This window comes from Streptomyces sp. NPDC055254, from assembly GCF_053606025.1.
On the sequence record NZ_JBSGQV010000001.1, the window covers coordinates 311,345 to 333,842 of the forward strand.

A 22,498-nucleotide genomic window follows, 5' to 3' on the forward strand; every position below is an offset into this window, starting at 1 on the left:
GGAGTCGTCCCCGGGGAGGTACGAAATTACGCCTTCGCGGTGGCCAGACCGTCGCTGACCAGCGGCTCGACCTCGGCGCGGACCTTGCGCTCGACGAAGAAGGCGGCGAGCGGAATGGTTCCCGACACCATGACCCAGAGCATCTTGCCGAAGGACCACCGGGCCTTGGAGCTCAGGTCGAAGGCGAAGACCAGGTAGATCATGAAGAGCACACCGTGGGCCTGGGACACCACGAAGGTCAGGTCGGCGCCCATGTCGAAGCCGTACTTGAACACCATGCAGGTGCACAGCACCAGCAGCATGACGGCGGTGACATAGGCCAGTACCCGGTAGCGGGTCAGCACGCTCTTCTTCATGCCCCTGAGCCTAACCGTCCGTTTTGCGCGATCTTGACGGGGGCCGCCTCCGCGAGCGGCCTACTCCTCGAAGTCGGCGGCGGCCACCCGCAGCGGGCGCAGCAGGGCGAAGATCTCCGCGCACTCCTCGGAGTCGTACGCGCCGAGGCCGAAGTCGATCTCCATCAGGTCCCGGGTCGCCGCCTCGACGACCTCGCGGCCCTTGTCCGTGATGGAGGCGAGGGTGCCGCGGCCGTCGTTGGGGTTCGGCCGCTTGTCGACGAGTCCGGACCGCACCAGCCGGTCCACGGTGTTCGTCACCGACGTGGGGTGGACCATCAGCCGCTCGCCGATCTTCGACATCGGCAGCTCGCCGGCCTTGGAGAAGGTGAGCAGCACCAGCGCCTCGTAGCGGGCGAACGTCAGCCCGTACGGCTTGACCACCGCGTCGACCTCACCGAGCAGGATCTGGTGCGCGCGCATGATCGAGGTGATGGCCGCCATCGAGGGGACGGGCCCCCAGCGTTGCTGCCAGAGCTCGTCCGCGCGGGCGATGGGGTCGAAGGGAAGGCTGAGCGGCTTGGGCACGCACCCGACCCTACCGGGCGGTCATTTGGCGGCGAGCCCCGTCTCACTCCTCGGCCCTGCGGGCGTCCCGGCGGCGGCCGGTCACCACCGGATCGCCGGCCGGGGTGCGCCGTCCGGGGTGCGCCGCGCGAGGTCGCCGGCGTGGAAGCAGCCGTCGACGGTGCGCGAGCGCGCGCTGCGCTCGGGCGCCCGGCAGTAGCGGCCGCGCCGCCGCTTCCTTCCGCGCCGGCCGACTCGACCCCGGCCGGCCGATGCGGCAACACCCGTGTGCGTCATGCGCGTTCCGAACCACGGGCGCCGGGGACGATCAGCGGAAGGACCACGGAGCCGCTACGACCAGGGGCACGGGAGCGCCCGCCTGCGGGGGCGCGGCGTCGCGGTGTCGTACGACACCGACACCTGTCCGTTATGTCACGATGTCCCGGCCCGCTGTCCGCACCTTCGTCCCGAGGAAGCCGGATGTCCCCCGCCGCCGCCCGCCGCCCCCTCGCCGCCCTCGGCCTCGTCCTGCTCCTCGCGGCCTCCGCGGCCTGCGCCGGCGATCCCGCGCCCGGGCCCGGGCCCCGCGCGCCGGCCGCCCCGTCGGGGACCGCCCTCGGCGGCGCCGGCGCGGGCTCCGGCGCGGGCTCCGGCTCCGGCGCGGAGTCCCCGTACTGGGTGGACCCGCGGAGCGACGCCGCCCGGCAGGTCGCCGCCTGGGAGGCGGCCGGCCGCCACAGCGACGCCCAGGTGCTGCGCCGGATCGCGGACCGGCCGACGGCGCTGTGGGCACCGCCCGGCGATCCCGGACCCGAGATCCGCCGGGCCCGGGCGGGAGCCGGGGCCGCCGACCGGACCCTGGTCGTCGCCGCGCGGAACCTCCCGCGGCGCGACTGCGGCCGGCAGCCGGCCGGCGGCGCCCGGGACGCCGCGGCCTACCGCACCTGGATCGGCGCCGTCGCCGACGCCATCGCGGATGCCAGGGCCGTCGTCGTCCTCGAACCGGACGCCGTCGCGCACCTCGTCGACAACTGCGTCCGGGCCGAGCACCAGGCCGAGCGCTACCGGCTGCTCTCCGAGGCCGTGGACCGGCTCAAGAAGAACCGGAACACCAAGGTCTACCTGGACGCCGGCGGCCCCGTCCGGATCCCGGACCCGAAGGACCTCGTCGAGCCCCTGTCCCGGGCGGGCCTGGGGCGGGCCGACGGCTTCGCGCTCAACGTCTCCGACTTCCAGCCGGACGGAGCGGCCCGGGCGTACGGCGCGGAGATCTCGCGGGCGACGGGCGGCAAGCACTTCGTGGTGGACACCGGTCGAAACGGCGACGGCCCCCTGCCGGGCGACCCGGCCCGGGCCCGGTGCAACCCCCCGGGCCGGTCCCTCGGCACACCGCCGACCGACCGCACGGGCGACCCGCTCGTCGACGCGTACCTGTGGATCGGCCGTCCCGGCGCGTCCGACGGCACCTGCCGCGGCGGCCCCCGGGCGGGCGCGTGGTGGCCGGACTACGCCTTGGGCCTGGCCCGCCGCGCCAGGCAGTAGCGCCGGCGCGGGCAGCGCGATTCCTGACCCCCGGGTACAGGGCCCGTAGCGGCCGGTCCGCCCGGAAGCACCGGCCGCACAGCACGGCGTGTTCAGCCGGCGGAGAGGTGCCGCTCGACCGTTTCCACCTTCGACGTGAGCCCGTCGGTGACGCCGGGGCGGATGTCCGCCTTCATCACGACCGAGACACGCGGGGCGCGGGCCTCCACGGCGGCCACCGCACGCCTGATGACGGACATCACCTCGTCCCAGTCACCCTCGACGGTGGTGAACATGGCGTCGGTGCGGTTCGGCAGCCCGGACTCCCGGACCACGCGCACCGCGTCGGCGACGTACTCGCCCACCTCCTCGCCGACCCCGAGCGGGGTCACGGAGAACGCGACGATCATGCCTCGGCCGCCACGCGCGCGCGGGCCGCGATCACGCTGTCGGCCTCCTCGCGCTTGAGCAGCTTGTCTCCGTACAGCCCGCCGAAGGGCAGCACCGCGAGCAGGAAGAAGAAGAGGACCTTCTTGAAGGGCCACTTCGCCCGGTTCCAGACATCCAGCAGGAAGACCGCGTAGACGACGAACAGGAACCCGTGCAGGATGCCGAGCGGCATCATCAGGTAGTCGATGTCCGAGATCCGGCTCAGCAGCGATCCGAAGATCAGCAGGGCCGGGAACGACAGCGCCTCGGGTACGGAGATGAGGCGCAGCCGGTGCAGGGCGGAGGCGGTCTTGATGTCCACGAGGAACCTTCGGGGGTGGCGGCCAGGGGTCCGGTCCAGTGTCTCAGCCGCATTGCGCGATCTTGACCCGGGGCCCGGCGCGACGCCGGACCGACCGCGGCGGCCGCGCCCGTACCGGCCCGGTGTGGCATATATCGGCCACGGGAGTCTGTTCGGGCCCGTCCGCTGCCGATAACGTCTCCCCGTGGCTCAGTTCCGACTTCAAGGCAGCAAGGTGCTCGCCGTCGACCTGACCGGGGACGCCGTGAAAGCGAAGAACGGCTCCATGGTCGCGTACGACGGTCAGATGGCCTTCAAAAAGATGACCGGTGGCGGTGAGGGCATCCGGGGGATGGTGACCCGGCGCCTGACCGGCGAGCAGATGACCGTGATGGAGGTACAGGGGCACGGCACCTGCTTCTTCGCCGACCGCGCGAGCGAGATCAATCTGGTCGCCCTGCGCGGCGAGAAGCTCTACGTCGAGTCCAGCAACCTGCTGTGCACCGACGCCGGCCTGCGCACCGGCACCACCTTCACCGGCCTGCGCGGCGCCTCGACGGGCAACGGCCTCTTCACGACGACCGTCGAGGGCTCCGGCCAGGCGGCGGTCCTCTCGGACGGCCCGGCCGTGGTGCTGCGGGTCAGCGCCCAGTACCCGCTCTCCGTCGACCCGGGGGCGTACATCGCGCACACCGGCGACCTCCGGCAGTCCTTCCAGTCCGGCGTGAACTTCCGCACGCTGATCGGCGAGGGCTCCGGGGAGGCGTTCCAGATCCGCTTCGAGGGCGAGGGCCTGGTGTACGTGCAGCCCAGCGAGCGCAACACCGTGGGGGGCGACGTCTGATGCCGTTCCGCGAGATCAACTCGAAGATGGTCGAGGCCCAGGTCGTCCCGGGGCAGAAGATGTACAGCCAGCGCGGGGCGATGCTCGCCTACCGCGGCGAGGTGTCCTTCACCCCCAGCCTGACCGGTGGTCAGGGCGGTGTGATGGGGATGATCGGCCGGCGCGTGGCGAACGAGCAGACCCCGCTGATGACGGTCGAGGGCAGCGGCACCGTGATGTTCGGCCACGGCGGCCACCACATCCAGGTGATCCACCTGTCCGGCGAGACGCTCTACGTGGAGGCCGACCGGCTCCTCGCCTTCGACGGCACCCTCCAGCAGGGCACGATGTTCATGGGCTCCCAGGGCGGGGTCATGGGCATGGTGCGCGGCCAGGTGACCGGGCAGGGCCTGTTCACCACCACCCTCAAGGGCCACGGCGCGGTCGCCGTCATGGCCCACGGCGGGGTCATCGAGCTCCCCATCACCCCGCAGCGCCCGGTCCACGTGGACCCGCAGGCGTACGTCGCGCACCACGGCGAGGTGCGCAACAAGCTCTCCGCCGCGGTCGGCTGGCGGGACATGGTGGGGCGCGGCTCCGGTGAGGCGTTCCAGCTGGAGCTGTCCGGCCAGGGAGCGGTGTACGTACAGGCCTCGGAGGAGAAGCTGTGAACTTTGGCCCCGTGACGGGCGGACCCGGCGGCCCGGTGGTCTTCGACCCGTACACCCTGCCGTCCGACGACAACGTGAACGCGTACACCTTCTGCGTCGAACTCAAGGGGAGCCAGTGGTTCCTGCAGAAGGGCAAGATGATCTCGTACTACGGGAGCATCGAGTTCAACGGCATCGGCCACGGCCGCTTCGACCGGCTGCTGCGCACCAGCTTCCACTCGCCGCTGCACGCCGGCGACTGGGTGGTGGCCGAGGGGCAGGGCAAGATGCTGCTGGCCGACCGGGCCTTCGACGTGAACTCCTTCGACCTGGACAACGGCAACCTGACGATCCGGTCGGGCAACCTGCTCGCGTACCAGCCCTCCCTGGCCCTCAAGCAGTCGATCGTCCCGGGGTTCCTCACGCTGATCGGAACCGGGAAGTTCGTCGCCGCGTCCAACGGACCGGTGGTGTTCATGGAGCCGCCGCTGCGCGTGGACCCGCAGGCGCTGGTCGGCTGGGCGGACTGCCCCTCGCCGTGCCACCACTACGACCACGGCTACATGTCGGGCGTGATGGGCGGGCTGCGTTCGCTGACCGGTATCGGGGGCGCCTCCGGCGAGGAGCACCAGTTCGAGTTCGTCGGGGCCGGTACGGTGCTGCTCCAGTCGTCCGAGATGCTGATGGCGGAGCAGGCGGTGGGGACGATCGGCGCGGAGCCGGGCGTTCCGGGCGTCGGCCACCAGGCGCAGGGGCACGGCTCCGCGAGTGTTCCGCGGATGCCTGGGCAGCTGGGTGATCTCCAGCGCCGCTTCGGACTGTGAGACCCGGAGCTTCGACCCGAACCTCGACGGACTTCGACCCGGACCTTCCGCATCTTTGTACGCAATTCAACTTCTTAGGTAGAGTTCACTCATGGAGACCATGGAGACCGACACGGCCGCCGCCCCCCGGACCCCGTCCGGGGACACCCCCTGGCTGTCCGACGCCGAGCAGTGCGCCTGGCGCACCCACCTGGACGTCAGCAGACTGCTGATGCACCAGCTGGAAAAGGATCTCCAACCGTTCGGGCTCACGAACAACGACTACGAGATCCTCGTGAACCTCTCGGAGTCGGCGGACCACCGGATGCGCATGAGCGACCTCGCGACCGCGACCCTGCAGTCCAAGAGCCGGCTGTCCCACCAGATCACCCGCATGGAGACGGCGGGCCTGGTCCGCCGCGAGAACTGCGAGTCCGACCGCCGCGGTCTGTACGCGGTACTCACCGGCGAGGGCATGGACACCATGCGCAAGGTCGCCCCGCACCACGTGGCGTCCGTCCGTCGGCACTTCATCGACCTGCTGCCGCCGGAGGCCCTGGCGACGCTGCGCGCCTCGCTGCACCCGGTGGCCGAGCACCTGCGGAACAACCGCGGCAAGGTCTGACGGCGGGCGCTCGACGCGCCCCGGACGGCGCTCGGCCGCACAATGGGGCAGGTACCCACCCAAAGCCGACCGCCGTCGCACGCCCGCGTGCGGCCCCGGCCGGCCCGAGGAGGTCCAGTCATGAAGCGCAACGTCCACGTCTCCGCAGCCGCGTCCGTCGTCCTGGTGCTGGGAGGACCGGTGGCGGCCGCGGCAGCGGCGACCGCCGACACGGCGAGAGCCGTGACCGCCGTCGCCGTGCTCCCCGCCGCCGATACGGCCGAGGAGGCCTCGGCGGCGGCCCTGAAGCACTTCCCGGGCGTCGTCGAGTCCCTCGACAAGGACGGCACCGTCTGGCACGCCGACGTGATCAGCAAGGACGGCAAGACGCACGTCGAGCTGGAGGTCGCGGCCGACGGGACGGTCACCGAACGGGACCGCGACACCGGCCAGAACGCCGCCGCGTACAAGGAACTGCTGGCCGCCGAGGTCACCGCCGACGAGGCGATCAAGGCGGGCGCGGCCGCCCACCCCGGCGCGGTGTGGACCGTCGAGTGGAACGACGACGACGGCAGCCGCTCCTGGCACGTCGAGGTCCGCGGCTCCGACGGCAGCACCTGGGACGGCCAGGTGGACCCGAAGACGGGCAAGGTCACGGCGTCCGACGCGAACGACAGCGGCAACGACACCGGCAACGACAGCGACCAGAACGGCGGCAACTGACGCGGCGCCCCGCGAACGGGCGGGGGCGGGGACCGGCTCCGCGCCGGTCCCCGCCCCCACTGAGGGCCCGGACCCCGAACCCGGGGTCCGGGCCCTCAGGCCTCCGTCAGCGTCGCGAGCAGCGCGTCCGCGGCCGCGTACGGGTCCAGCTCCCCGACGGCGACCCTGGCGGCGAGCGCGTCGAGGTGCGCGTCCCCGTGCAGGTCCGCCATCCGCGCCCGCAGCGCCGTCACGGCGATCGTCTCGACCTCCCGCGCCGCCCGGGCGGTACGCCGCTCGGCGAGCACGCCCCGCTCGTCCATCCACGCCCGGTGCTTCTCCAGGGCCTCGACCAGTTCGTCGATGCCCTGGCCGCGCGCGGCCACGGTCTTCACGATCGGCGGCCGCCAGTCCCCGGCGCCGCGGGACTCCCCCAGGCTCAACATGTGGTTCAGCTCCCGGGCGGTGGCGTCGGCGCCGTCCCGGTCCGCCTTGTTCACCACGTACACGTCGCCGATCTCCAGGATGCCCGCCTTCGCGGCCTGGATCCCGTCGCCCATTCCGGGGGCCAGCAGCACCACCGAGGTGTCGGCCTGGGAGGCGATCTCCACCTCCGACTGGCCGACACCGACGGTCTCGACCAGGATCACCTCGCAGCCGGCCGCGTCCAGCACCCGGATCGCCTGCGGGGCGGCCCACGCCAGCCCGCCCAGGTGCCCCCGGGTGGCCATGGAGCGGATGTACACGCCGGGGTCCGACGCGTGGTCCGACATGCGCACCCGGTCACCGAGGAGCGCCCCGCCCGAGAAGGGCGAGGACGGGTCGACGGCGAGGACCCCGACCCGCTTGCCGGCCTTGCGGTACGCGGAGACCAGGGCCGAGGTCGAGGTCGACTTGCCGACGCCCGGCGACCCCGTCAGGCCCACCACGTACGCCCCGCCCGTCAGCGGAGCCAGGGCCGCCATCACCTCGCGCAGCTGCGGAGACGCCCCCTCGACCAGGGAGATCAGTCGGGCCACCGCCCTCGGCCGGCCCTCGCGCGCCTGGGCCACCAGCTGGGGGACGTCCACCGCCGTCATACGTGCTGCGCTCCTCGGTTCTCGTACGGTACGGGTGCGGTAGGTACGGGCTACGGGGCCTGGGTGCCCGGCACGCGCACGATCAGCGCGTCGCCCTGACCGCCGCCGCCGCACAGCGCGGCCGCGCCGATCCCGCCGCCGCGCCGCTTGAGCTCCAGCGCCAGGTGAAGGACCACGCGGGCGCCGGACATGCCGATCGGGTGGCCCAGGGCGACGGCGCCGCCGTTGACGTTCACCTTTTCCGGGCTCACCCCGAGGTCCTTCATTGACTGCACCACGACCGCGGCGAAGGCCTCGTTGATCTCGATGAGGTCCAGGTCGGAGACGTCCAGCCCGTCCTTCTTCAGGGCGTGCCGGATCGCGTTGGACGGCTGCGACTGGAGGGAGTTGTCCGGTCCGGCCACGTTGCCGTGGGCGCCGATCTCGGCGAGCCACTCAAGGCCGAGCTCCTCGGCCTTCGCCTTGCTCATCACGACCACGGCGGCGGCGCCGTCGCTGATCTGCGAGGAGGTGCCGGCGGTGATGGTGCCGTCCTTCGCGAAGGCCGGGCGCAGCTTGCCGAGGGACTCCGCGGTGGTCTCCGGACGGATGCCCTCGTCCGCCGAGAAGACGACCGGGTCGCCCTTGCGCTGCGGGATCTCGACCGGGGTGATCTCGGCCTCGAAGACGCCGTTCTTCTGCGCGGCCGCGGCCCGCTGGTGCGAGGCGGCGGCGAACTCGTCCTGCGGGGCGCGCTCGATGCCCAGGCGGGTGTTGTGCTTCTCGGTGGACGCGCCCATCGCGATGTTCTCGAAGGCGTCCGTGAGCCCGTCGTGGGCCATCGCGTCGAGCATCTCGACGGCGCCGTACTTGTAGCCCTCGCGCGACTTGGGCAGCAGGTGCGGGGCGTTGGTCATGGACTCCTGGCCGCCGGCGACCACGATGTCGAACTCGCCGGCGCGGATCAGCTGGTCCGCCAGGGCGATCGCGTCCAGGCCGGACAGGCACACCTTGTTGATGGTGAGGGCGGGCACGTTCATCGGGATGCCGGCCTTGACCGCCGCCTGGCGGGCCGGGATCTGGCCCGCACCGGCCTGGAGGACCTGGCCCATGATCACGTACTGCACCTGGTCGCCGGAGATCCCGGCGCGGTCCAGCGCGGACTTGATGGCGAAACCGCCGAGGTCGGCACCCGAGAAGGACTTCAGCGAGCCGAGCAGACGCCCCATGGGCGTGCGGGCCCCGGCGACGATCACTGACGTGGTGTTGTTCGATCCGGACATGAGGCACGGCCCCTTGGATGAGGAGTGAACGAGGGTTTACGTCAATGTACTGAGCGGTACCCGCAGCGGTCACCGGGCAGTCGGTGTGATGGCGCGCACGTTGCGTGACCACCCTCCGGGACGGTGCACTGGACCCATGCTGACAAGAATCGACCACATCGGGATCGCCTGCTTCGACCTCGACAAGACCGTCGAGTTCTACCGTGCCACGTACGGCTTCGAGGTGTTCCACTCCGAGGTGAACGAGGAGCAGGGCGTTCGCGAGGCCATGTTGAAGATCAACGAGACGTCCGACGGCGGCGCCTCCTACATCCAGCTCCTGGAGCCCACCCGCGAGGACTCCGCGGTGGGCAAGTGGCTGGCCAAGAACGGCGAGGGGGTCCACCACATCGCCTTCGGCACCGAGGACGTCCTGGGCGACTCGGAAGCCATCCGCGGCAAGGGCGTCCGCGTCCTCTACGACCAGCCCCGGACCGGCTCCATGGGGTCCTCGATCACCTTCCTGCACCCCAAGGACTGCCACGGAGTCCTCACCGAACTGGTCACGGCCGACCCGCGGCACTGATGGCCCGATTCCCCGGCCGGTAGAGTGGCCATGGCTCGGCCGGGGTTCGGTGCGGAGACGGGGTCGGGGCCTGTGACCCCTGCCCCGGTATCTGACACCATTCCCCCGGGGGCGTCGTTCAGCGGGCGAGCGATGCTCAATTGGGAGTGAGCTTGCGACCAGGGGACGGATGGGACCGCGCTGTGCGGGGCTACGAAAGCCAGGAGAGCCATCAGGCCGAGGCCGACCATCTCTCGCGCTTCGAGGCCGAGATGGAGCGGCTGAAGAAGGAGCGCGGGAAGGCCGTCCAGCACGCTGAGGACCTGGGATACCAGGTCGAGGTGCTGCGCGCCAAGCTCCACGAGGTACGCCGCAGTCTGGCGTCCCGCCCCGCCTACGACGGCGCGGACATGGGCTACCAGGCGGAGCAGCTGCTCCGCAATGCCCAGATCCAGGCCGACCAGATGCGCTCCGACGCCGAGCGCGAGCTGCGCGACGCCCGCGCCCAGACCCAGCGCATCCTCCAGGAGCACGCCGAGCACCAGGCGCGCCTGCAGGCCGAGCTGCACGCCGAGGCCGTCAACCGGCGCCAGCGCCTGGACCAGGAGCTCAACGAGCGCCGCCAGACCGTCGAGGCCCACGTCAACGAGAACGTGGCCTGGGCGGAGCAGCTGCGCGCCCGTACGGAGTCCCAGGCACGCCGGCTCATGGAGGAGTCCCGCGCCGAGGCCGAGCAGTCCCTGAACGCCGCCCGCGCCGAGGCCGCCCGGGTCGCCGAGGAGACCCGGCGCCGGATGGCCGCCGACGCGGAGGCCGCCCGCGCGGAGACCGAGGCGACCCTGCTGCGGGCCCGCAAGGAGGCCGAGCGGCTGCTGACCGCCGCCTCCGCGCAGGCCCAGGAGGCCACCGAGCACGCCGAGCGGCTGCGCTCCACCACTTCCGCCGAGGCCGAGCAGACCCGGCGCCAGACCATGGACCTGGGCCGGGTCGCCGAGTCCCGCGTGCAGGAGGCGGACGCCGCCCTGCGCGAGGCGCGCGCCGAGGCCGAGAAGCTGCTCGCGGAGGCGAAGGAGAGCGCCGCCCGGCAGCTGGCCTCCGCCGAGTCCGTCAACGAGCAGCGCACCCGTACCGCCAAGGAGCAGGTCGCCCGGCTGGTCGGCGAGGCCACCAAGGAGACCGAGGCCCTCAAGACGGAGGCCGAGCAGGCCCTGGCCGACGCCCGCGCCGAGGCGGAGCGACTGCGCACCGAGGCCGGCGAGCAGGCCCGTACGGCCGCCGCGGAGGACACGGCGGCGCAGCTGGCGAAGGCGGCCCGCACCGCCGAGGACGTACTGAACAAGGCCTCGGAGGACGCCCGCGCCACCACCCGTGCCGCGTCCGAGGAGGCCGAGCGGATCCGACGCGAGGCCGAGAGCGAGGCCGAGCGGCTGCGGCTGCAGGCGGCGACCACGGCCGACGAGCTCAAGGGCGCCGCGAAGGACGACACCGAGGAGTACCGGGCCCGCACCGTAGAGCTGCAGGCGGAGGCCCGCAGGCTGCGCGGCGAGGCAGAGCAGCTGCGCGCGGAGGCCGTCGCCGAGGGCGAGCGGATCCGCGGCGAGGCCCGCCGCGAGGCGGTCCAGCAGATCGAGGAGGCCGCCCGGACCGCCGAGGAGCTCCTCGGCAAGGCCAAGGCGGACGCGGACGAGCTGCGCGGCGGGGCGACCGCCGAGAGCGAGCGGGTCCGCGCCGAGGCCGTCGAGCGGGCCACCACCCTGCGCAAGCAGGCCGAGGAGACGCTGGAGCGCACCCGCGCCGAGGCCGAGCGGCTGCGCGCCGAGGCCGAGGAGCGGGCCGAGGCCGTACGGGCCGAGGCCGACGCCGCGGCCCGCGCCCGGCGCGAGGAGACCGAGCAGGCGCTGGCCGCCAAGCGGGCGGAGGCCGACGAGGAGCTCGTCCGGCTGCACAGGGAGGCCGAGGGCCGGCTGGGCACGGCCGAGCAGACGCTGCGCGACGCCCGCGCGGCGGCCGAGGGCCTGCGCCGCGAGACCGCCGAGGAGAACGACCGGCTGCGCGCCGAGTCCGCGGAGCGGATCCGCGGTCTCCAGGCGCAGTCTCAGGCCGAGGCCGAGCAACTGCGCACGGAGGCCGCCGAGGACGCCGGACGGGTACGGGCGGAGGCCGAGCAGGCCGCCGTACGGCTGCGCGGCGAGGCCGAGGCCGAGGCCGAGCGGGTGCGCACGGAGGCGCAGGAAACCGCCGACCGACTGCGCGCCGAGGCGAAGGCCGCGGCCGAGCGGGTCGCCGCGGAGGCCGCCGAGGCACTGTCCGCGGCCGCCGAGGAGGCCGCGCGCCGCCGCCGGGAGTCCGAGGAGACCCTGTCGTCCGCCCGGACCGAGGCGGAGCAGGAGCGGGCCCAGGCCCGCGAGCAGAGCGAGGAACTGCTGGCCGCGGCCCGCAAGCGCTCCGAGGAGGCGCAGGCCGAGGCGGCCCGCCTGACCGAGGAGGCCGAACGGCGCGCGTCGGAGCTGGTGTCGGCGGCGGAGGCCACCGCCCAGCAGGTACGCGACTCCGTGGCCGGGCTGCACGAGCAGGCCGAGGAGGAGGTCGCCGGACTGCGCAGCGCCGCCGAGCACGCGGCGCAGCGCACGAGGACCGAGGCCGAGGAGGAGGCCGAGCGGGTCCGCGGCGACGCACACGCGGAACGCGAGCGTGCCGCCGAGGACGCTGCCCGGGTCCGCAGCGAGGCGCGCGCCGAGACCGACGCGGCGAAGGCCCTGGCCGAGCGCACCGTCGGCGACGCGATCGCCGAGGCGGAGCAGCTTCGCTCCGACACGGCCGAGTACGCGCAGCGGGTGCGCACCGAGGCCACGGACGCGCTGGCCGCGTCCGAGCGGGACGCGGCCCGGACCCGGGCGGACGCCCGTGACGACGCCAACCGCATCCGCGGCGAGGCGGCGGAGGCGCTGGAGGCGTCCCGCGCCGAGGGCGCCCGGATCCGTACGGAGGCCACGCAGGAGGCGGAGCGGGTCGTCGCCGAGGCCGAGGCAGAGGCGCGGCGCCTCACCGCCGAGGCGGCGGAGGCCGCGGAGGCCACCCGCGCCGAGGCCGCGGGCACGCTGGACGAGGCCCGGTCCGAGGGCAACCGGCTGCGGACCGAGGCCGCGGAGCAGGCCGACCGGCTCGTCACCGAGGCCGCCGCGGAGGCGGACCGACTCGTCGAGGAGACCCGCGCCGCCAACGCCGTCACCGTGGGCGAGGCCGCGGCGGAGGCCGAACGGCTTGCCGCCGAGGCGGCCCGGACCCTGGAGAGCGCGCGTGCCGAGGCGCGGGCGCTCACCGCGCAGGCGGCCGGGACCCTGGCCGGGGCCGAGCGGGACGCCGCGAAGATCATGGTCGACTCGCGCGCCGAGGGCGACCGGCTGGTCGAGGAGACCCGCGCGGCCAACGAGCGCACGGTCGGCGAGGCCGCGGCCGAGGCCGAGCGGCTGCGCGCGGACGCGGCCCGGGCCCTGGACGACGCCCGTGCGGAGGGCGGCCGGATCATCGGCGAGGCCACCGCGGAGGCGGACCGCGTCACGGTCGCGGCCAACGAGACCCTGGCGAGCGCCGAGCGGGAGTCCGAGCAGACCCTGGACGAGGCACGCGCCGAGGCCAACCGGCTGCGGACCGAGGCGGCCGAACAGGCCGACCGGCTCATCACCGAGGCCGCGTCGGAGGCCGGCAAGCTCACCGAGAAGACCCGCAAGGACAACGAGCGCACCGTCGGCGAGGCGACCGGCGAGGCCGAGCGGCTGCGCGCGGAGGCGACGGAGGCCCTGTCCTCGGCGCAGGAGCACGCGACCCGTACCCGGTCCGAGGCCGAGCGGGTCAAGGCCGAGGCGGCGACCGAGGCGGAGCGCACCCGTGCGGAGGCCCGCGCGGAGTCCGAGCGGCTGCTGGACGAGGCCCGCGAGGAGGCCAACAAGCGCCGCAGCGAGGCCGCCGAGCAGGTCGACCGCCTCATCACCGAAGCCGCTTCGGAGGCCGACAAGCTCACGGCGGACGCGCGGGCGCAGGCTCTGGCCGCCACGACGGCGGCCGAGGAGCAGGCCGACGCGATGGTCGACGCCGCCCGCAAGGAGGCCGCGCGGATCGCTTCGGAGGCGACCGTCGAGGGCAACTCCCTCGTGGAGAAGGCCCGTACGGACGCGGACGAGCTGCTGGTCGGCGCGCGCACGGACGCCGCCGCCATAAGGGAGCGGGCGGAGGAGCTGCGCGGCCGCGTGGAGGCGGAGGTCGAGGAGCTGCACGAGCGGGCCCGCCGGGAGTCGGCCGAGCAGATGAAGTCGGCGGGCGAGCGCGTGGACAAGCTGGTGCGGGCGGCGACCGAGCAGAGCGTCGAGGCCGAGGCGAAGGCCAAGGCCCTGGTGTCGGACGCGAGCAGCGAGGCGAGCAAGGTGCGCATCGCCGCGGTCCGCAAGGCCGAGGCGCTGCTCAAGGAGGCCGAGCAGAAGAAGGCCGAGGTGGTCCGGGTGGCGGAGGGCGCCCTCGCGGAGGCCAGGGCCGAGGCCGAACGCCTTGTCGAGGAGGGCCGCCGTGAGCTGGAGGTCCTGGTGCGCAGGCGCGAGGACATTCAGGCGGAGATCTCCCGTGTCCAGGACGTTCTTGAGGCGTTGGAATCATTCGAAGCGCCCTCGGGCGGCGGAAAGCCTTCGGTCGGCGGCCAGGGCGCGGGGGGCGTGAAGGCCGGCGCGGCAGCAGGTTCCACTCGTTCGAGTGGCAAGACGTCAGAGGGGTAGTCATCGCACAGGGATGTGTGCTCCTGATAGAGGTGCAGGCGAACGAGTGACAAGCATTCTGTCGCCTTGCCACTCAAAAGGGGTCTCATTGTCCAGATCAAACGTGGATTGACTCGATGACACGCCGTCTGGGCGCCTAGGATCGCCTTAACACCTCACGTAGCACCTCATCGGTCTCATTCGACAGGAACCCCATGAGCGACACTTCCTCCCCCTTCGGCTTCGAGCTCGTGCGGCGTGGTTACGACCGCGGTCAGGTGGACGACCGCATTACCAAGCTGGTCTCCGACCGCGACAGCGCCCTTGGACGTATCAACTCTCTGGAAAAGCGGATCGAGGAGCTGCACCTCGAGACGCAGAACGCCCAGGCACAAGTGAGCGACGCCGAGCCGTCGTACGCCGGCCTCGGCGCCCGGGTCGAGAAGATCCTGCGTCTCGCGGAGGAGGAGGCGAAGGACCTGCGCGAGGAGGCCCGTCGCGCTGCCGAGCAGCACCGCGAGCTCGCCGAGTCGGCGGCCCAGCAGGTGCGCAACGACGCCGAGTCGTTCGCGGTGGACCGCAAGACGAAGGCGGAGGACGAGGGCGTCCGCATCGTCGAGAAGGCCAAGGGCGACGCCACCACCCTGCGTGCGGAGGCCCAGAAGGACGCCGCCTCCAAGCGCGAGGAGGCCGACGCGCTCTTCGAGGAGACCCGTGCCAAGGCCGCCCAGGCCGCAGCGGACTTCGAGACCAACCTGGCCAAGCGCCGTGAGCAGTCCGAGCGCGACCTGGCCTCGCGTCAGGCCAAGGCCGAGAAGCGCCTCGCGGAGATCGAGCACCGCGCGGAGCAGCTGCGCCTGGAGGCCGAGAAGCTGCGCACGGACGCGGAGCGCCGCGCCCGCCAGACCGTCGAGACCGCGCAGCGCCAGGCCGAGGACATCGTCGCCGACGCCAACGCCAAGGCCGACCGCATCCGCAGCGAGTCCGAGCGCGAGTTGGCGGCGCTCACCAACCGCCGCGACTCGATCAACGCGCAGCTGACCAACGTCCGCGAGATGCTGGCCACCCTGACCGGTGCGGCCGTCGCGGCGGCCACCCCGATCGTCGACGACGAGCCGGTCTCGCGCGGTGTCCCGGCGCAGCAGAGCCGCTAGTACGCCGCTTTCCCTCGCTGGTAGCGAAACCGGCGGATCAGGGCCGTATGTCACCTGTTCGAGGTGGCGTACGGCCCTTCCGGGCTCTAGCGTGGCCCGCATGATCGAGCTTGAGGGCCTTACCAAACGATTCGGCGCGAAGACCGCCGTGGACAACCTCAGCTTCCAGGTCAGACCGGGGGTGGTGACCGGCTTCCTCGGCCCCAACGGGGCGGGCAAGTCCACGACCATGCGCATGATGCTCGACCTCGACAACCCGACCAGCGGTACGGTCCGGATCGACGGGAAGCACTACCGGGACCTGCCGGAGCCACTGAAGTACATCGGGGCGCTGCTCGACGCGAAAGCCATGAACGGCGGTCGCAGCGCCTACAACAACCTCCTCTGCCTCGCCCAGTCGAACCGGATCCCCGAGCGCCGCGTCTCCGAGGTGCTGGACCTGGTCGGACTGACGGCCGTGGCGAAGAAGAAGTCGAAAGGATTTTCGCTGGGTATGGGGCAGAGGCTGGGAATCGCCTCCGCGCTGCTCGGCGATCCGGAGATCCTGATGTTCGACGAACCCGTCAATGGTCTGGACCCGGAGGGAATTCTCTGGATCCGAAATCTTATGAAGGGGCTCGCCGCAGAAGGAAGGACGATCTTCGTGTCCTCCCACCTGATGAGCGAAATGGCGCTGACCGCAGACCATTTGGTCGTCATCGGCCAGGGACGGCTGCTGGCCGACCTGTCGATGGCCGATTTCATCCAGCAGAACTCGCGCAGCTACGTCCGGCTTCGCTCGCCGCAGCAGGAGCGGCTCAAGGACGTCCTGCACGAGGCCGGGATCGACGCCATCAGTGTCCCGGCCACCGGCGCGCTGGAGATCGACGGCGTGGGTCCGGAGAAGCTCGGCGAGCTGGCCGCCCAGCACCAGATCGTGCTGCACGAACTCAGCCCGCAACGGGCTTCACTGGAGGAAGCGTTCATGCGCATGACGGCGGACTCCGTCGAGTACCACGCCCACGCGCCCGGCGCGCCGGGGACCCTCGGCGGCCCCGCCGACAACCCGGCCCGCCCCGCCGACGTCCCCGCCTGGGGCGCCGGCCACGACGCGGTGCGCAAGGGCGGCGAGTGACCATGTCCTTCCCCGCAGTCCTCAAGTCCGAGTGGACCAAGATCCGCACCGTCGCCTCCACGACCTGGACCCTGGTCTCCGCCCTCGTGGTCACGGTCGGGATCAGCGCCGCGCTGTGCGCCTTCTTCAACGCGGCCTTCAACGACATGCCGGCGGAGCAGCAGGCCACCTTCGACCCGACCCTGGCCAGCTTCGCCGGCATGAGCCTCGGCCAGCTGGCGATGATCGTCTTCGGCGTGCTGGTGGTCGGCACCGAGTACAGCTCCGGCATGATCCGCACCTCCCTGGCCGCCGTGCCGAAGCGCGCGAGCCTGCTGTTCGGCAAGCTGATCGTGGCCACCGGGCTGGCCCTGGTCGTGGGTCTGGCGACCAGCTTCCTGTCCTTCTTCCTCGGGCAGGCCATCCTGGGCGACCGCAGCATCGGCATCGGCGCGGACAACGTCCTGCGCGCCGTGATCGGCGCCGGGCTGTACATGGCGCTGATCGCCCTGTTCTCCATGGGCGTGACGACCATGCTGCGCAGCTCGATGCTGGCGCTCGGCATCCTGATGCCGTTCTTCTTCCTGGTGTCCAACATCCTCGGGGCGGTGAGCGCCACCCGGAAGGTGGCCCAGTACTTCCCGGACCAGGCCGGCTCCAAGATCATGCAGGTGGTGCCGGGCGCCATGGACAGCGCCGAGACCCCCTACGGACCGTGGGGCGGCTTCGGGATCATGGCCCTGTGGGCACTGGCCGCCGTGATCGGGGGCTACGTCGTCCTCAAGAAGAGGGACGCGTGAGGGTCTCGTCCTTCTGACGTACTACGGGTGATCCCCGGGTCGGGCTCAGGGGTTCCTCAGGGATCCGGCCCGGGACGGAACCGTAGGAGACTCGATATCCTCTTAACCCTTACACGGGCGAGAGTCGTCCCGGCCTGGCAAGGGGCAGCAAGATGATCGAGGCAGTCGGCCTGACCAAGCGCTTCGGCGCGAAGACCGCTGTCGACCAGCTGTCCTTCCAGGTCAGGCCCGGACACGTCACCGGATTCCTGGGGCCCAACGGCTCCGGGAAATCCACCACCATGCGCATGATCCTCGGCCTGGACCGGCCCACCGCCGGCCGGGTCACGATCAACGGCCTCCCCTTCCGGGAGCTGCCGAACGCCCAGCGGCACGTCGGGGCCCTGCTCGACGCGAAGGCCGTGCACGGCGGCCGCCGGGCCCGCACCCACCTGCTCTCCGTCGCCCAGCTCTCCGGCATCCCGGAGCGGCGGGTGGACGAGGTACTGGCCGTGGTCGGCCTCCAGGACGTCGCCCGGCAGCGCACGAAGGGCTTCTCGCTCGGCATGGGCCAGCGGCTCGGCATCGCCACCGCCCTGCTCGGGGACCCGCAGGTGCTGCTCTTCGACGAACCGGTCAACGGACTCGACCCCGAGGGCATCCTCTGGGTCCGCAACCTCATGCGCCGGCTCGCCGCCGAGGGACGCACCGTCTTCGTCTCCTCGCACCTGATGAGCGAGATGGCGCTCACCGCCGACCACTTGATCGTGATCGGCCGGGGCCGATTGCTGGCCGACATGGGCACCCAGGAGTTCATCACCCACAACTCGGCCGGATTCGCTCGGGTACGCACGGCCGACACCGGCCCCGATGGCCGGGACGCACTGGGTACGGCGCTCACCGGGGCGGGCGGCCGGGTCCTCCAGGAGCCCGACGGGGCACTGCGCGTGACCGGCCTGGAGCTCCCGCGCATCGCGGACCTCGCCCACGGGGCCGGCGTACGGCTGTGGGAGCTGTCACCGCACCGGGCCTCGCTGGAGGAGGCCTACATGCGGATGACGCAGTCCTCCGTCGAGTACACCTCCACCGAGGATCCGCGGGCCGAGCTGTGGGAGCCGGAGCCCCTGACCCTCCCCGCGTGGGAGGACGAGGTCCCGGTCCCGGAGACGCCCCGGGCGGGCTTCTACGCGCCCCCTCCGCCCGGCGCCGGCGGCCGGCCCTTCCTGATGCCCAGCGATCCCGGCGAACTCGCCGCAAGCGCCAAGAACAACCCCGAGGACTCCCGATGACCGGCCCCGACCCCGCCGCCGCACCGCAGGCCGTCACGGCGGTCGGCGGGCCGGCGCGGGATTACAGCTCGCCGCTGCCCAGCCCCCGGCCGCACCTGGGGCACGCCGTGGCCTCGGAGTGGACCAAGATGGTCTCGGTCCGCTCCACCCTGTGGACGCTGAGCGCGCTCGTGGTCACCGTCGTCGGCTTCGGCGCGCTCTTCATCTCGCAGACCGTGGACCGGGACTACGCGGAGATCTCCTTCACGACCCCGGCGCTCTTCGGCCTGCTGATCGGCCAGATCGCCGTGCTGGTCCTCGGCGTCCTGACGATCACCTCCGAGCACGCCACCGGTCTGGTCCGCACCACCTTCACGGCCGCGCCCGACCGCCACCGGGTGCTCACCGCGAAGTACCTCGTCTTCAGCCTCACGGCCTTCCTCGTCACCGCCGGGTCGGTGTTCCTCGTCGGACTGGCGGGCGCCCTCGTCCGCGGCGGCAGCGACGCGGGAGCGCACGCGACCTCCGAATGGTTCGGCGCGCTGGCGGGCTGTGTCTACGTCACCCTGCTCGGCGTGCTCGCCCTCGCCGTCGGCGCACTGCTGCGCCACTCGGCCGGGGCGATCGCCGTGATGCTGGGCCTCGTGACGCTCCCGCCGGTGGTCGGCGCGGTGCTCAGCTCGTGGGCGGCCACGGCCCGGGCGGGCCAGGCGGTCATCGAGTACAACGCGCCGGTGGCGCTCATGCAGCTCTTCGGGATGCCGACGGGCGAGGGCATGGGCTCGATGCCCGGCGGCGTCTCGCACATGACCCTGATCACCCTGATCACGGGCGCCGCCGTGGCCGCCTCCTACGTGACGGTCGCCCGCCGGGACATCTAGTGCGTCTGTCTCCCGCGGCCTAGTACTTGGGCGCGTTGCGGGAGCGCTGCACCCGTGAGGCGCGGCGGTCCTTGGCGTTCCAACAGGCCTTGTGCCAGTGCCGCCGGTCGTCCACACCGCCGTACTCGGGCCAGGCCACGAGGTGGGGGGTGCCGGAGGGGATCTCCTGGTCGCAGCCGGGGCAGCGGTAGCGCTTGCCCGCCGCGCTCGCGCCCGCGACGTGCCGGACCTTCCACTCCTCGCCCTGGTACTCCTCCGTGCGCTCGAGCCCGTACCGGTCGAGACCGGTGCGGGGTCGTTCGTCCGGAGTCTCGCCGCCCCTGGGGCGGTTGTGACGCGGTGACACGTATACCTCACGGAGGGGCGGACGGCGGTGGCTTTCTCCCAGACTACGCGCAGCGGGCCCGGGTACCCGCAGTGTGTCCGAGGGAGCCGGCCGGGCGATCCGGGGCGGCCCGACAATCCCAATAACTTTCGTGTCAGCCCGTGCCTTTGGCACGTGTCAGGCGTTGTTGCCATCAGGAGAACCGGTCGGCCTGGGGGAGACCGCGTCAGCCGCGAGGAGGCTAAAGGCGATGCGTGTAGGAGCATTTGTACTGGCGGCCCAGTTCCCGGGTCAGGGACAGGGCGAGGCACTGCACCGGGCGGTGCGGACCGCCGAGGTGGCGGAGGAGGCCGGGCTGGACTCGGTGTGGCTCGCCGAGCACCACTTCGTCCCGTACGGGGTCTGCCCGTCGGCGGTGACCCTGGCGGCCCTGCTGCTGGGACGCACCCGGCGGCTGCGGGTGGGGACGGCGGTGAGCGTGCTGCCGAGCACGCATCCGGTGGCTCTCGGGGAGCAGGCGGCGCTGCTGCACCTGACCTCGGGCGGCCGCTTCACCCTGGGGGTCGGCCGCGGCGGTCCGTGGGTCGACCTGGAGGTGTTCGGGGGCGGTCCGGAGAGCTACGAGAAGGGTTTCCCGGAAGCCCTGGACCTGCTGCGGCGCTGGCTGACCGAGACGCGCGTGGGAGCGTCCGGCGAACGCTACGCCTTCCGCGAGGTGGCCGTCGTGCCCCGCCCGTCGGAGTCCCTGGACGCGGACGGCCCGGGCCCGGAGGTCATCGTGGCCTGCACCTCGCCTGCCTCGGTACGCCTGGCCGCGCAGCGCGGACTGGCGATGCTGCTCGGCATGCACTGCGGGGACGAGGACAAGGCGGCGATGGTCGCGATGTGGCACCGGGAAGCGCTCGCCGCAGGGCACGCGCGGGAACACGTGGCCGAGGTCGGACACGTCTCCGCCGGGGTGTGCCAGCTGGCGGACCGCACGGCCGGCGCCCGCGAGGCGCTGCTGAAGTCGATGCCGGGCTGGCTCAAGCAGGGTCTGGACGCCCATGTGACGGTGGACGGGCGCGTGCGCGCGATGCGGGATCCGGTCGGATACACGGAACTGCTGTGCGACCTTCACCCGGTGGGCACCCCGAAGCTCGCGGCGGACCGGCTGGCGGCCACCTCCGAGCGGACGGGCATCACGCGCTTCGCGCTCCTGACCGAGGGCTCCGGCGATCTCGCCGCGACGGAGGAGAACGTACGGCGCCTGGGCGCCGAGGTCCTGCCCCGTCTCGGCTGAGACCGTCGGACTAGCAGTCGCGCATCTGCGGCGACTGGTTGAGCAGCTGGCCGCGGATCGAAGTGAACTTGGCCAACCGGTCGTCCACCGAGGAGTCCAGCGGGAACACCGCTACCCGGTGGCAGTTCTGGAACGCCAGGCGCACTCCGAAGTGCCGCTGCAGCGCACCGCGTATCGCGTCACTCGCGAGGGCGCGCAGCAGCTGCCCTCGCGCCTGCTCGTCGGGCGGCGGCGTCTGGTTGTCGGCGAACTGTCCGCCGTCCACCTTCAGCTGGGCCACCAGCGAGCTGATCATCTCCCATGCGTAGGGCAGGGAGGTCCGGACGCAGTCGACGAAATCGGCTTCGTCGACCTCGCCTCGCTCGGCCTGTTCGAGTAGGGCCGGTGAGACGTCGAGCGACATGGGTTCTCCTCTCGCGACCCCGGCCGATTGGGTGGCCGGAGTCTTACGGGCAGGGAAGGAGGTCGCGACGCAGCGTGCACGCTCGACAACCTCCCGCTCACCACGGTAGGCGTCCCATGGGTGCCGCACCAGGAGAATGCGCATACAACGCGCCATCGGCGAACGGGGCTTTCAGGGGCGAATCGCGTGGAGGCCCGTCGGTCGAGTAGCGTTGCCGACCATGCGTCTCGTCATCGCCCGCTGCTCCGTCGACTACGCGGGCCGCCTCACCGCCCATCTGCCCTCCGCACCCCGTCTGATCCTCGTGAAGGCCGACGGCAGTGTCTCGATCCACGCGGACGACCGGGCGTACAAACCGCTCAACTGGATGTCGCCGCCGTGCACCCTCAAGGAGGGGAGCGGCGACGAGACCGGCGTGTGGACGGTCATCAACAAGGCAGGCGAGAAACTCATCATCACGATGGAGGAAGTCCTGCACGACTCCTCCCACGAACTGGGCATCGACCCGGGTCTGATCAAGGACGGCGTGGAGGCGCACCTCCAGGAGCTCCTCGCGGACCGCATCGAGACCCTCGGCGAGGGCTACACCCTGATCCGGCGCGAGTACATGACCGCGATCGGCCCGGTGGACATCCTGTGCCGGGACGCCTCGGGCGCCACGGTCGCCGTCGAGATCAAGCGGCGCGGCGAGATCGACGGCGTCGAGCAGCTGACCCGCTACCTGGAACTCCTCAACCGCGACCCCCATCTGGCGCCGGTCCGGGGCGTGTTCGCGGCCCAGGAGATCAAGCCCCAGGCCAAGGTCCTCGCGACGGACCGCGGGATGGACTGCGTGGTCCTCGACTACAACGCCATGCGCGGCATCGAGGACGACAAGCTCCGCCTCTTCTGAGACCCGCCTCTTCCGGAGACCCCGTACCGACCCCTCCCCCGGGGTGCCCCCGGCGAACCCCT

General features: G+C 72.3%; 23 protein-coding genes. 15 read left to right on the forward strand and 8 right to left on the reverse strand.

Annotated elements, in window-relative coordinates; translation table 11 throughout:
- Positions 1-26: 26 nt before the first annotated feature.
- Both ACWFQ8_RS01305 and ACWFQ8_RS01310 read right to left on the reverse strand, forming a co-directional pair.
- Positions 27-356, reverse strand: a complete 330-nt coding sequence (locus ACWFQ8_RS01305) for a DUF3817 domain-containing protein (RefSeq protein ID WP_453784120.1) — start codon at positions 354-356, stop codon at positions 27-29.
- Between the two features lie 60 nt (positions 357-416).
- Positions 417-923 carry a MarR family winged helix-turn-helix transcriptional regulator gene (locus ACWFQ8_RS01310; RefSeq protein ID WP_384543760.1) on the reverse strand — a complete coding sequence of 169 codons (507 nt, stop codon included), beginning with the start codon at positions 921-923 and terminating at the stop codon, positions 417-419.
- A 459-nt stretch (positions 924-1,382) separates the two neighbouring features.
- Here ACWFQ8_RS01310 and ACWFQ8_RS01315 point away from each other — a divergent pair, with 459 nt between their 5' ends.
- Positions 1,383-2,444, forward strand: a complete 1,062-nt coding sequence (locus ACWFQ8_RS01315) for a glycoside hydrolase family 6 protein (protein WP_453784121.1) — start codon at positions 1,383-1,385, stop codon at positions 2,442-2,444.
- A 92-nt stretch (positions 2,445-2,536) separates the two neighbouring features.
- On the opposite strand, the gene ACWFQ8_RS01320 is transcribed toward ACWFQ8_RS01315, so the two are convergent.
- Together ACWFQ8_RS01320 and ACWFQ8_RS01325 are read right to left on the reverse strand one after the other, a co-directional pair.
- Positions 2,537-2,833, reverse strand: a complete 297-nt coding sequence (locus ACWFQ8_RS01320) for an MTH1187 family thiamine-binding protein (RefSeq protein ID WP_453784122.1) — start codon at positions 2,831-2,833, stop codon at positions 2,537-2,539.
- Entirely contained in the window at positions 2,830-3,174 is a 345-nt protein-coding gene (locus tag ACWFQ8_RS01325) for a DUF3817 domain-containing protein (RefSeq protein ID WP_453784123.1), read from the reverse strand. The genes ACWFQ8_RS01320 and ACWFQ8_RS01325 overlap by 4 nt, the downstream gene beginning before the upstream one ends.
- 184 nt (positions 3,175-3,358) lie before the next feature.
- On the opposite strand from ACWFQ8_RS01325, the gene ACWFQ8_RS01330 reads away from it, so the two are divergent.
- The 5 genes from ACWFQ8_RS01330 to ACWFQ8_RS01350 all read left to right on the forward strand — a co-directional run bounded on the left by ACWFQ8_RS01330 (position 3,359) and on the right by ACWFQ8_RS01350 (position 6,756).
- Positions 3,359-3,997 carry an AIM24 family protein gene (locus tag ACWFQ8_RS01330; protein WP_453784124.1) on the forward strand — a complete coding sequence of 213 codons (639 nt, stop codon included), beginning with the start codon at positions 3,359-3,361 and terminating at the stop codon, positions 3,995-3,997.
- Positions 3,997-4,647 (forward strand): AIM24 family protein, encoded by a 651-nt coding sequence (locus ACWFQ8_RS01335; protein WP_453784125.1) that lies wholly within the window; start codon positions 3,997-3,999, stop codon positions 4,645-4,647. Before ACWFQ8_RS01330 ends, ACWFQ8_RS01335 begins: the two co-directional genes overlap by 1 nt.
- An 11-nt stretch (positions 4,648-4,658) precedes the next feature.
- Positions 4,659-5,450, forward strand: a complete 792-nt coding sequence (locus ACWFQ8_RS01340) for an AIM24 family protein (protein WP_453784286.1) — start codon at positions 4,659-4,661, stop codon at positions 5,448-5,450.
- Positions 5,451-5,550: 100 nt separating this feature from the next.
- Positions 5,551-6,054 (forward strand): MarR family winged helix-turn-helix transcriptional regulator, encoded by a 504-nt coding sequence (locus ACWFQ8_RS01345; RefSeq protein WP_453784287.1) that lies wholly within the window; start codon positions 5,551-5,553, stop codon positions 6,052-6,054.
- Positions 6,055-6,174: 120 nt separating this feature from the next.
- On the forward strand, positions 6,175-6,756 hold the full coding sequence (locus ACWFQ8_RS01350; RefSeq protein ID WP_453784126.1) for a PepSY domain-containing protein: 582 nt from the start codon (positions 6,175-6,177) through the stop codon (positions 6,754-6,756).
- A gap of 95 nt (positions 6,757-6,851) precedes the next feature.
- Here the strand turns inward: ACWFQ8_RS01350 and meaB are convergent, their stop codons facing one another.
- Complete coding sequence (gene meaB / locus ACWFQ8_RS01355) at positions 6,852-7,814, reverse strand: methylmalonyl Co-A mutase-associated GTPase MeaB (RefSeq protein WP_453784127.1); 963 nt, start codon at positions 7,812-7,814, stop codon at positions 6,852-6,854.
- Between the two features lie 50 nt (positions 7,815-7,864).
- Positions 7,865-9,076, reverse strand: a complete 1,212-nt coding sequence (locus tag ACWFQ8_RS01360; protein ID WP_453784128.1) for an acetyl-CoA C-acetyltransferase — start codon at positions 9,074-9,076, stop codon at positions 7,865-7,867.
- 136 nt (positions 9,077-9,212) lie between these two features.
- On the opposite strand from ACWFQ8_RS01360, the gene mce reads away from it, so the two are divergent.
- The 7 genes from mce to ACWFQ8_RS01395 all read left to right on the forward strand — a co-directional run bounded on the left by mce (position 9,213) and on the right by ACWFQ8_RS01395 (position 19,534).
- A complete protein-coding gene (gene mce, locus ACWFQ8_RS01365) occupies positions 9,213-9,641 on the forward strand; it encodes a methylmalonyl-CoA epimerase (protein WP_453784129.1) in 429 nt (142 codons plus the stop codon).
- Between the two features lie 182 nt (positions 9,642-9,823).
- Entirely contained in the window at positions 9,824-14,380 is a 4,557-nt protein-coding gene (gene scy / locus ACWFQ8_RS01370) for a polarized growth protein Scy (protein WP_453784130.1), read from the forward strand.
- A 194-nt stretch (positions 14,381-14,574) separates the two neighbouring features.
- Complete coding sequence (locus ACWFQ8_RS01375) at positions 14,575-15,513, forward strand: cellulose-binding protein (RefSeq protein ID WP_453784131.1); 939 nt, start codon at positions 14,575-14,577, stop codon at positions 15,511-15,513.
- Between the two features lie 100 nt (positions 15,514-15,613).
- On the forward strand, positions 15,614-16,627 hold the full coding sequence (locus ACWFQ8_RS01380; protein ID WP_453784132.1) for an ABC transporter ATP-binding protein: 1,014 nt from the start codon (positions 15,614-15,616) through the stop codon (positions 16,625-16,627).
- Between the two features lie 2 nt (positions 16,628-16,629).
- Positions 16,630-17,406 (forward strand): ABC transporter permease subunit, encoded by a 777-nt coding sequence (locus tag ACWFQ8_RS01385; protein WP_453784133.1) that lies wholly within the window; start codon positions 16,630-16,632, stop codon positions 17,404-17,406.
- A 152-nt stretch (positions 17,407-17,558) separates the two neighbouring features.
- Positions 17,559-18,674 carry an ABC transporter ATP-binding protein gene (locus ACWFQ8_RS01390; RefSeq protein WP_453784134.1) on the forward strand — a complete coding sequence of 372 codons (1,116 nt, stop codon included), beginning with the start codon at positions 17,559-17,561 and terminating at the stop codon, positions 18,672-18,674.
- Complete coding sequence (locus tag ACWFQ8_RS01395; protein ID WP_453784135.1) at positions 18,671-19,534, forward strand: ABC transporter permease; 864 nt, start codon at positions 18,671-18,673, stop codon at positions 19,532-19,534. Before ACWFQ8_RS01390 ends, ACWFQ8_RS01395 begins: the two co-directional genes overlap by 4 nt.
- Before the next feature lie 19 nt (positions 19,535-19,553).
- Here ACWFQ8_RS01395 and ACWFQ8_RS01400 read toward each other — a convergent pair whose 3' ends face one another.
- Complete coding sequence (locus ACWFQ8_RS01400) at positions 19,554-19,880, reverse strand: ATP/GTP-binding protein (protein ID WP_453784136.1); 327 nt, start codon at positions 19,878-19,880, stop codon at positions 19,554-19,556.
- A 229-nt stretch (positions 19,881-20,109) separates the two neighbouring features.
- On the opposite strand from ACWFQ8_RS01400, the gene ACWFQ8_RS01405 reads away from it, so the two are divergent.
- Complete coding sequence (locus tag ACWFQ8_RS01405; RefSeq protein WP_453784137.1) at positions 20,110-21,141, forward strand: LLM class flavin-dependent oxidoreductase; 1,032 nt, start codon at positions 20,110-20,112, stop codon at positions 21,139-21,141.
- A 10-nt stretch (positions 21,142-21,151) separates the two neighbouring features.
- On the opposite strand, the gene ACWFQ8_RS01410 is transcribed toward ACWFQ8_RS01405, so the two are convergent.
- Positions 21,152-21,544 carry an SCO5389 family protein gene (locus ACWFQ8_RS01410; protein WP_384532758.1) on the reverse strand — a complete coding sequence of 131 codons (393 nt, stop codon included), beginning with the start codon at positions 21,542-21,544 and terminating at the stop codon, positions 21,152-21,154.
- A gap of 220 nt (positions 21,545-21,764) precedes the next feature.
- On the opposite strand from ACWFQ8_RS01410, the gene nucS reads away from it, so the two are divergent.
- Complete coding sequence (nucS, locus tag ACWFQ8_RS01415; protein WP_453784138.1) at positions 21,765-22,436, forward strand: endonuclease NucS; 672 nt, start codon at positions 21,765-21,767, stop codon at positions 22,434-22,436.
- Positions 22,437-22,498 lie beyond the last annotated feature (62 nt).

Bases quoted from the DNA above. Each gene is read 5' to 3' on its own strand.
- mce (WP_453784129.1), top strand. From the start codon at position 9,213: ATGCTGACAAGAATCGACCACATCGGGATCGCCTGCTTCGACCTCGAC.
- ACWFQ8_RS01360 (WP_453784128.1), bottom strand. From the start codon at position 9,076: ATGTCCGGATCGAACAACACCACGTCAGTGATCGTCGCCGGGGCCCGC.
- ACWFQ8_RS01380 (WP_453784132.1), top strand. From the start codon at position 15,614: ATGATCGAGCTTGAGGGCCTTACCAAACGATTCGGCGCGAAGACCGCC.
- ACWFQ8_RS01405 (WP_453784137.1), top strand. From the start codon at position 20,110: ATGCGTGTAGGAGCATTTGTACTGGCGGCCCAGTTCCCGGGTCAGGGA.
- ACWFQ8_RS01395 (WP_453784135.1), top strand. From the start codon at position 18,671: ATGACCGGCCCCGACCCCGCCGCCGCACCGCAGGCCGTCACGGCGGTC.
- nucS (WP_453784138.1), top strand. From the start codon at position 21,765: ATGCGTCTCGTCATCGCCCGCTGCTCCGTCGACTACGCGGGCCGCCTC.
- ACWFQ8_RS01320 (WP_453784122.1), bottom strand. From the start codon at position 2,833: ATGATCGTCGCGTTCTCCGTGACCCCGCTCGGGGTCGGCGAGGAGGTG.
- meaB (WP_453784127.1), bottom strand. From the start codon at position 7,814: ATGACGGCGGTGGACGTCCCCCAGCTGGTGGCCCAGGCGCGCGAGGGC.
- ACWFQ8_RS01375 (WP_453784131.1), top strand. From the start codon at position 14,575: ATGAGCGACACTTCCTCCCCCTTCGGCTTCGAGCTCGTGCGGCGTGGT.
- ACWFQ8_RS01385 (WP_453784133.1), top strand. From the start codon at position 16,630: ATGTCCTTCCCCGCAGTCCTCAAGTCCGAGTGGACCAAGATCCGCACC.
- ACWFQ8_RS01305 (WP_453784120.1), bottom strand. From the start codon at position 356: ATGAAGAAGAGCGTGCTGACCCGCTACCGGGTACTGGCCTATGTCACC.
- ACWFQ8_RS01390 (WP_453784134.1), top strand. From the start codon at position 17,559: ATGATCGAGGCAGTCGGCCTGACCAAGCGCTTCGGCGCGAAGACCGCT.
- ACWFQ8_RS01410 (WP_384532758.1), bottom strand. From the start codon at position 21,544: ATGTCGCTCGACGTCTCACCGGCCCTACTCGAACAGGCCGAGCGAGGC.
- ACWFQ8_RS01350 (WP_453784126.1), top strand. From the start codon at position 6,175: ATGAAGCGCAACGTCCACGTCTCCGCAGCCGCGTCCGTCGTCCTGGTG.
- ACWFQ8_RS01345 (WP_453784287.1), top strand. From the start codon at position 5,551: ATGGAGACCGACACGGCCGCCGCCCCCCGGACCCCGTCCGGGGACACC.
- ACWFQ8_RS01315 (WP_453784121.1), top strand. From the start codon at position 1,383: ATGTCCCCCGCCGCCGCCCGCCGCCCCCTCGCCGCCCTCGGCCTCGTC.
- ACWFQ8_RS01335 (WP_453784125.1), top strand. From the start codon at position 3,997: ATGCCGTTCCGCGAGATCAACTCGAAGATGGTCGAGGCCCAGGTCGTC.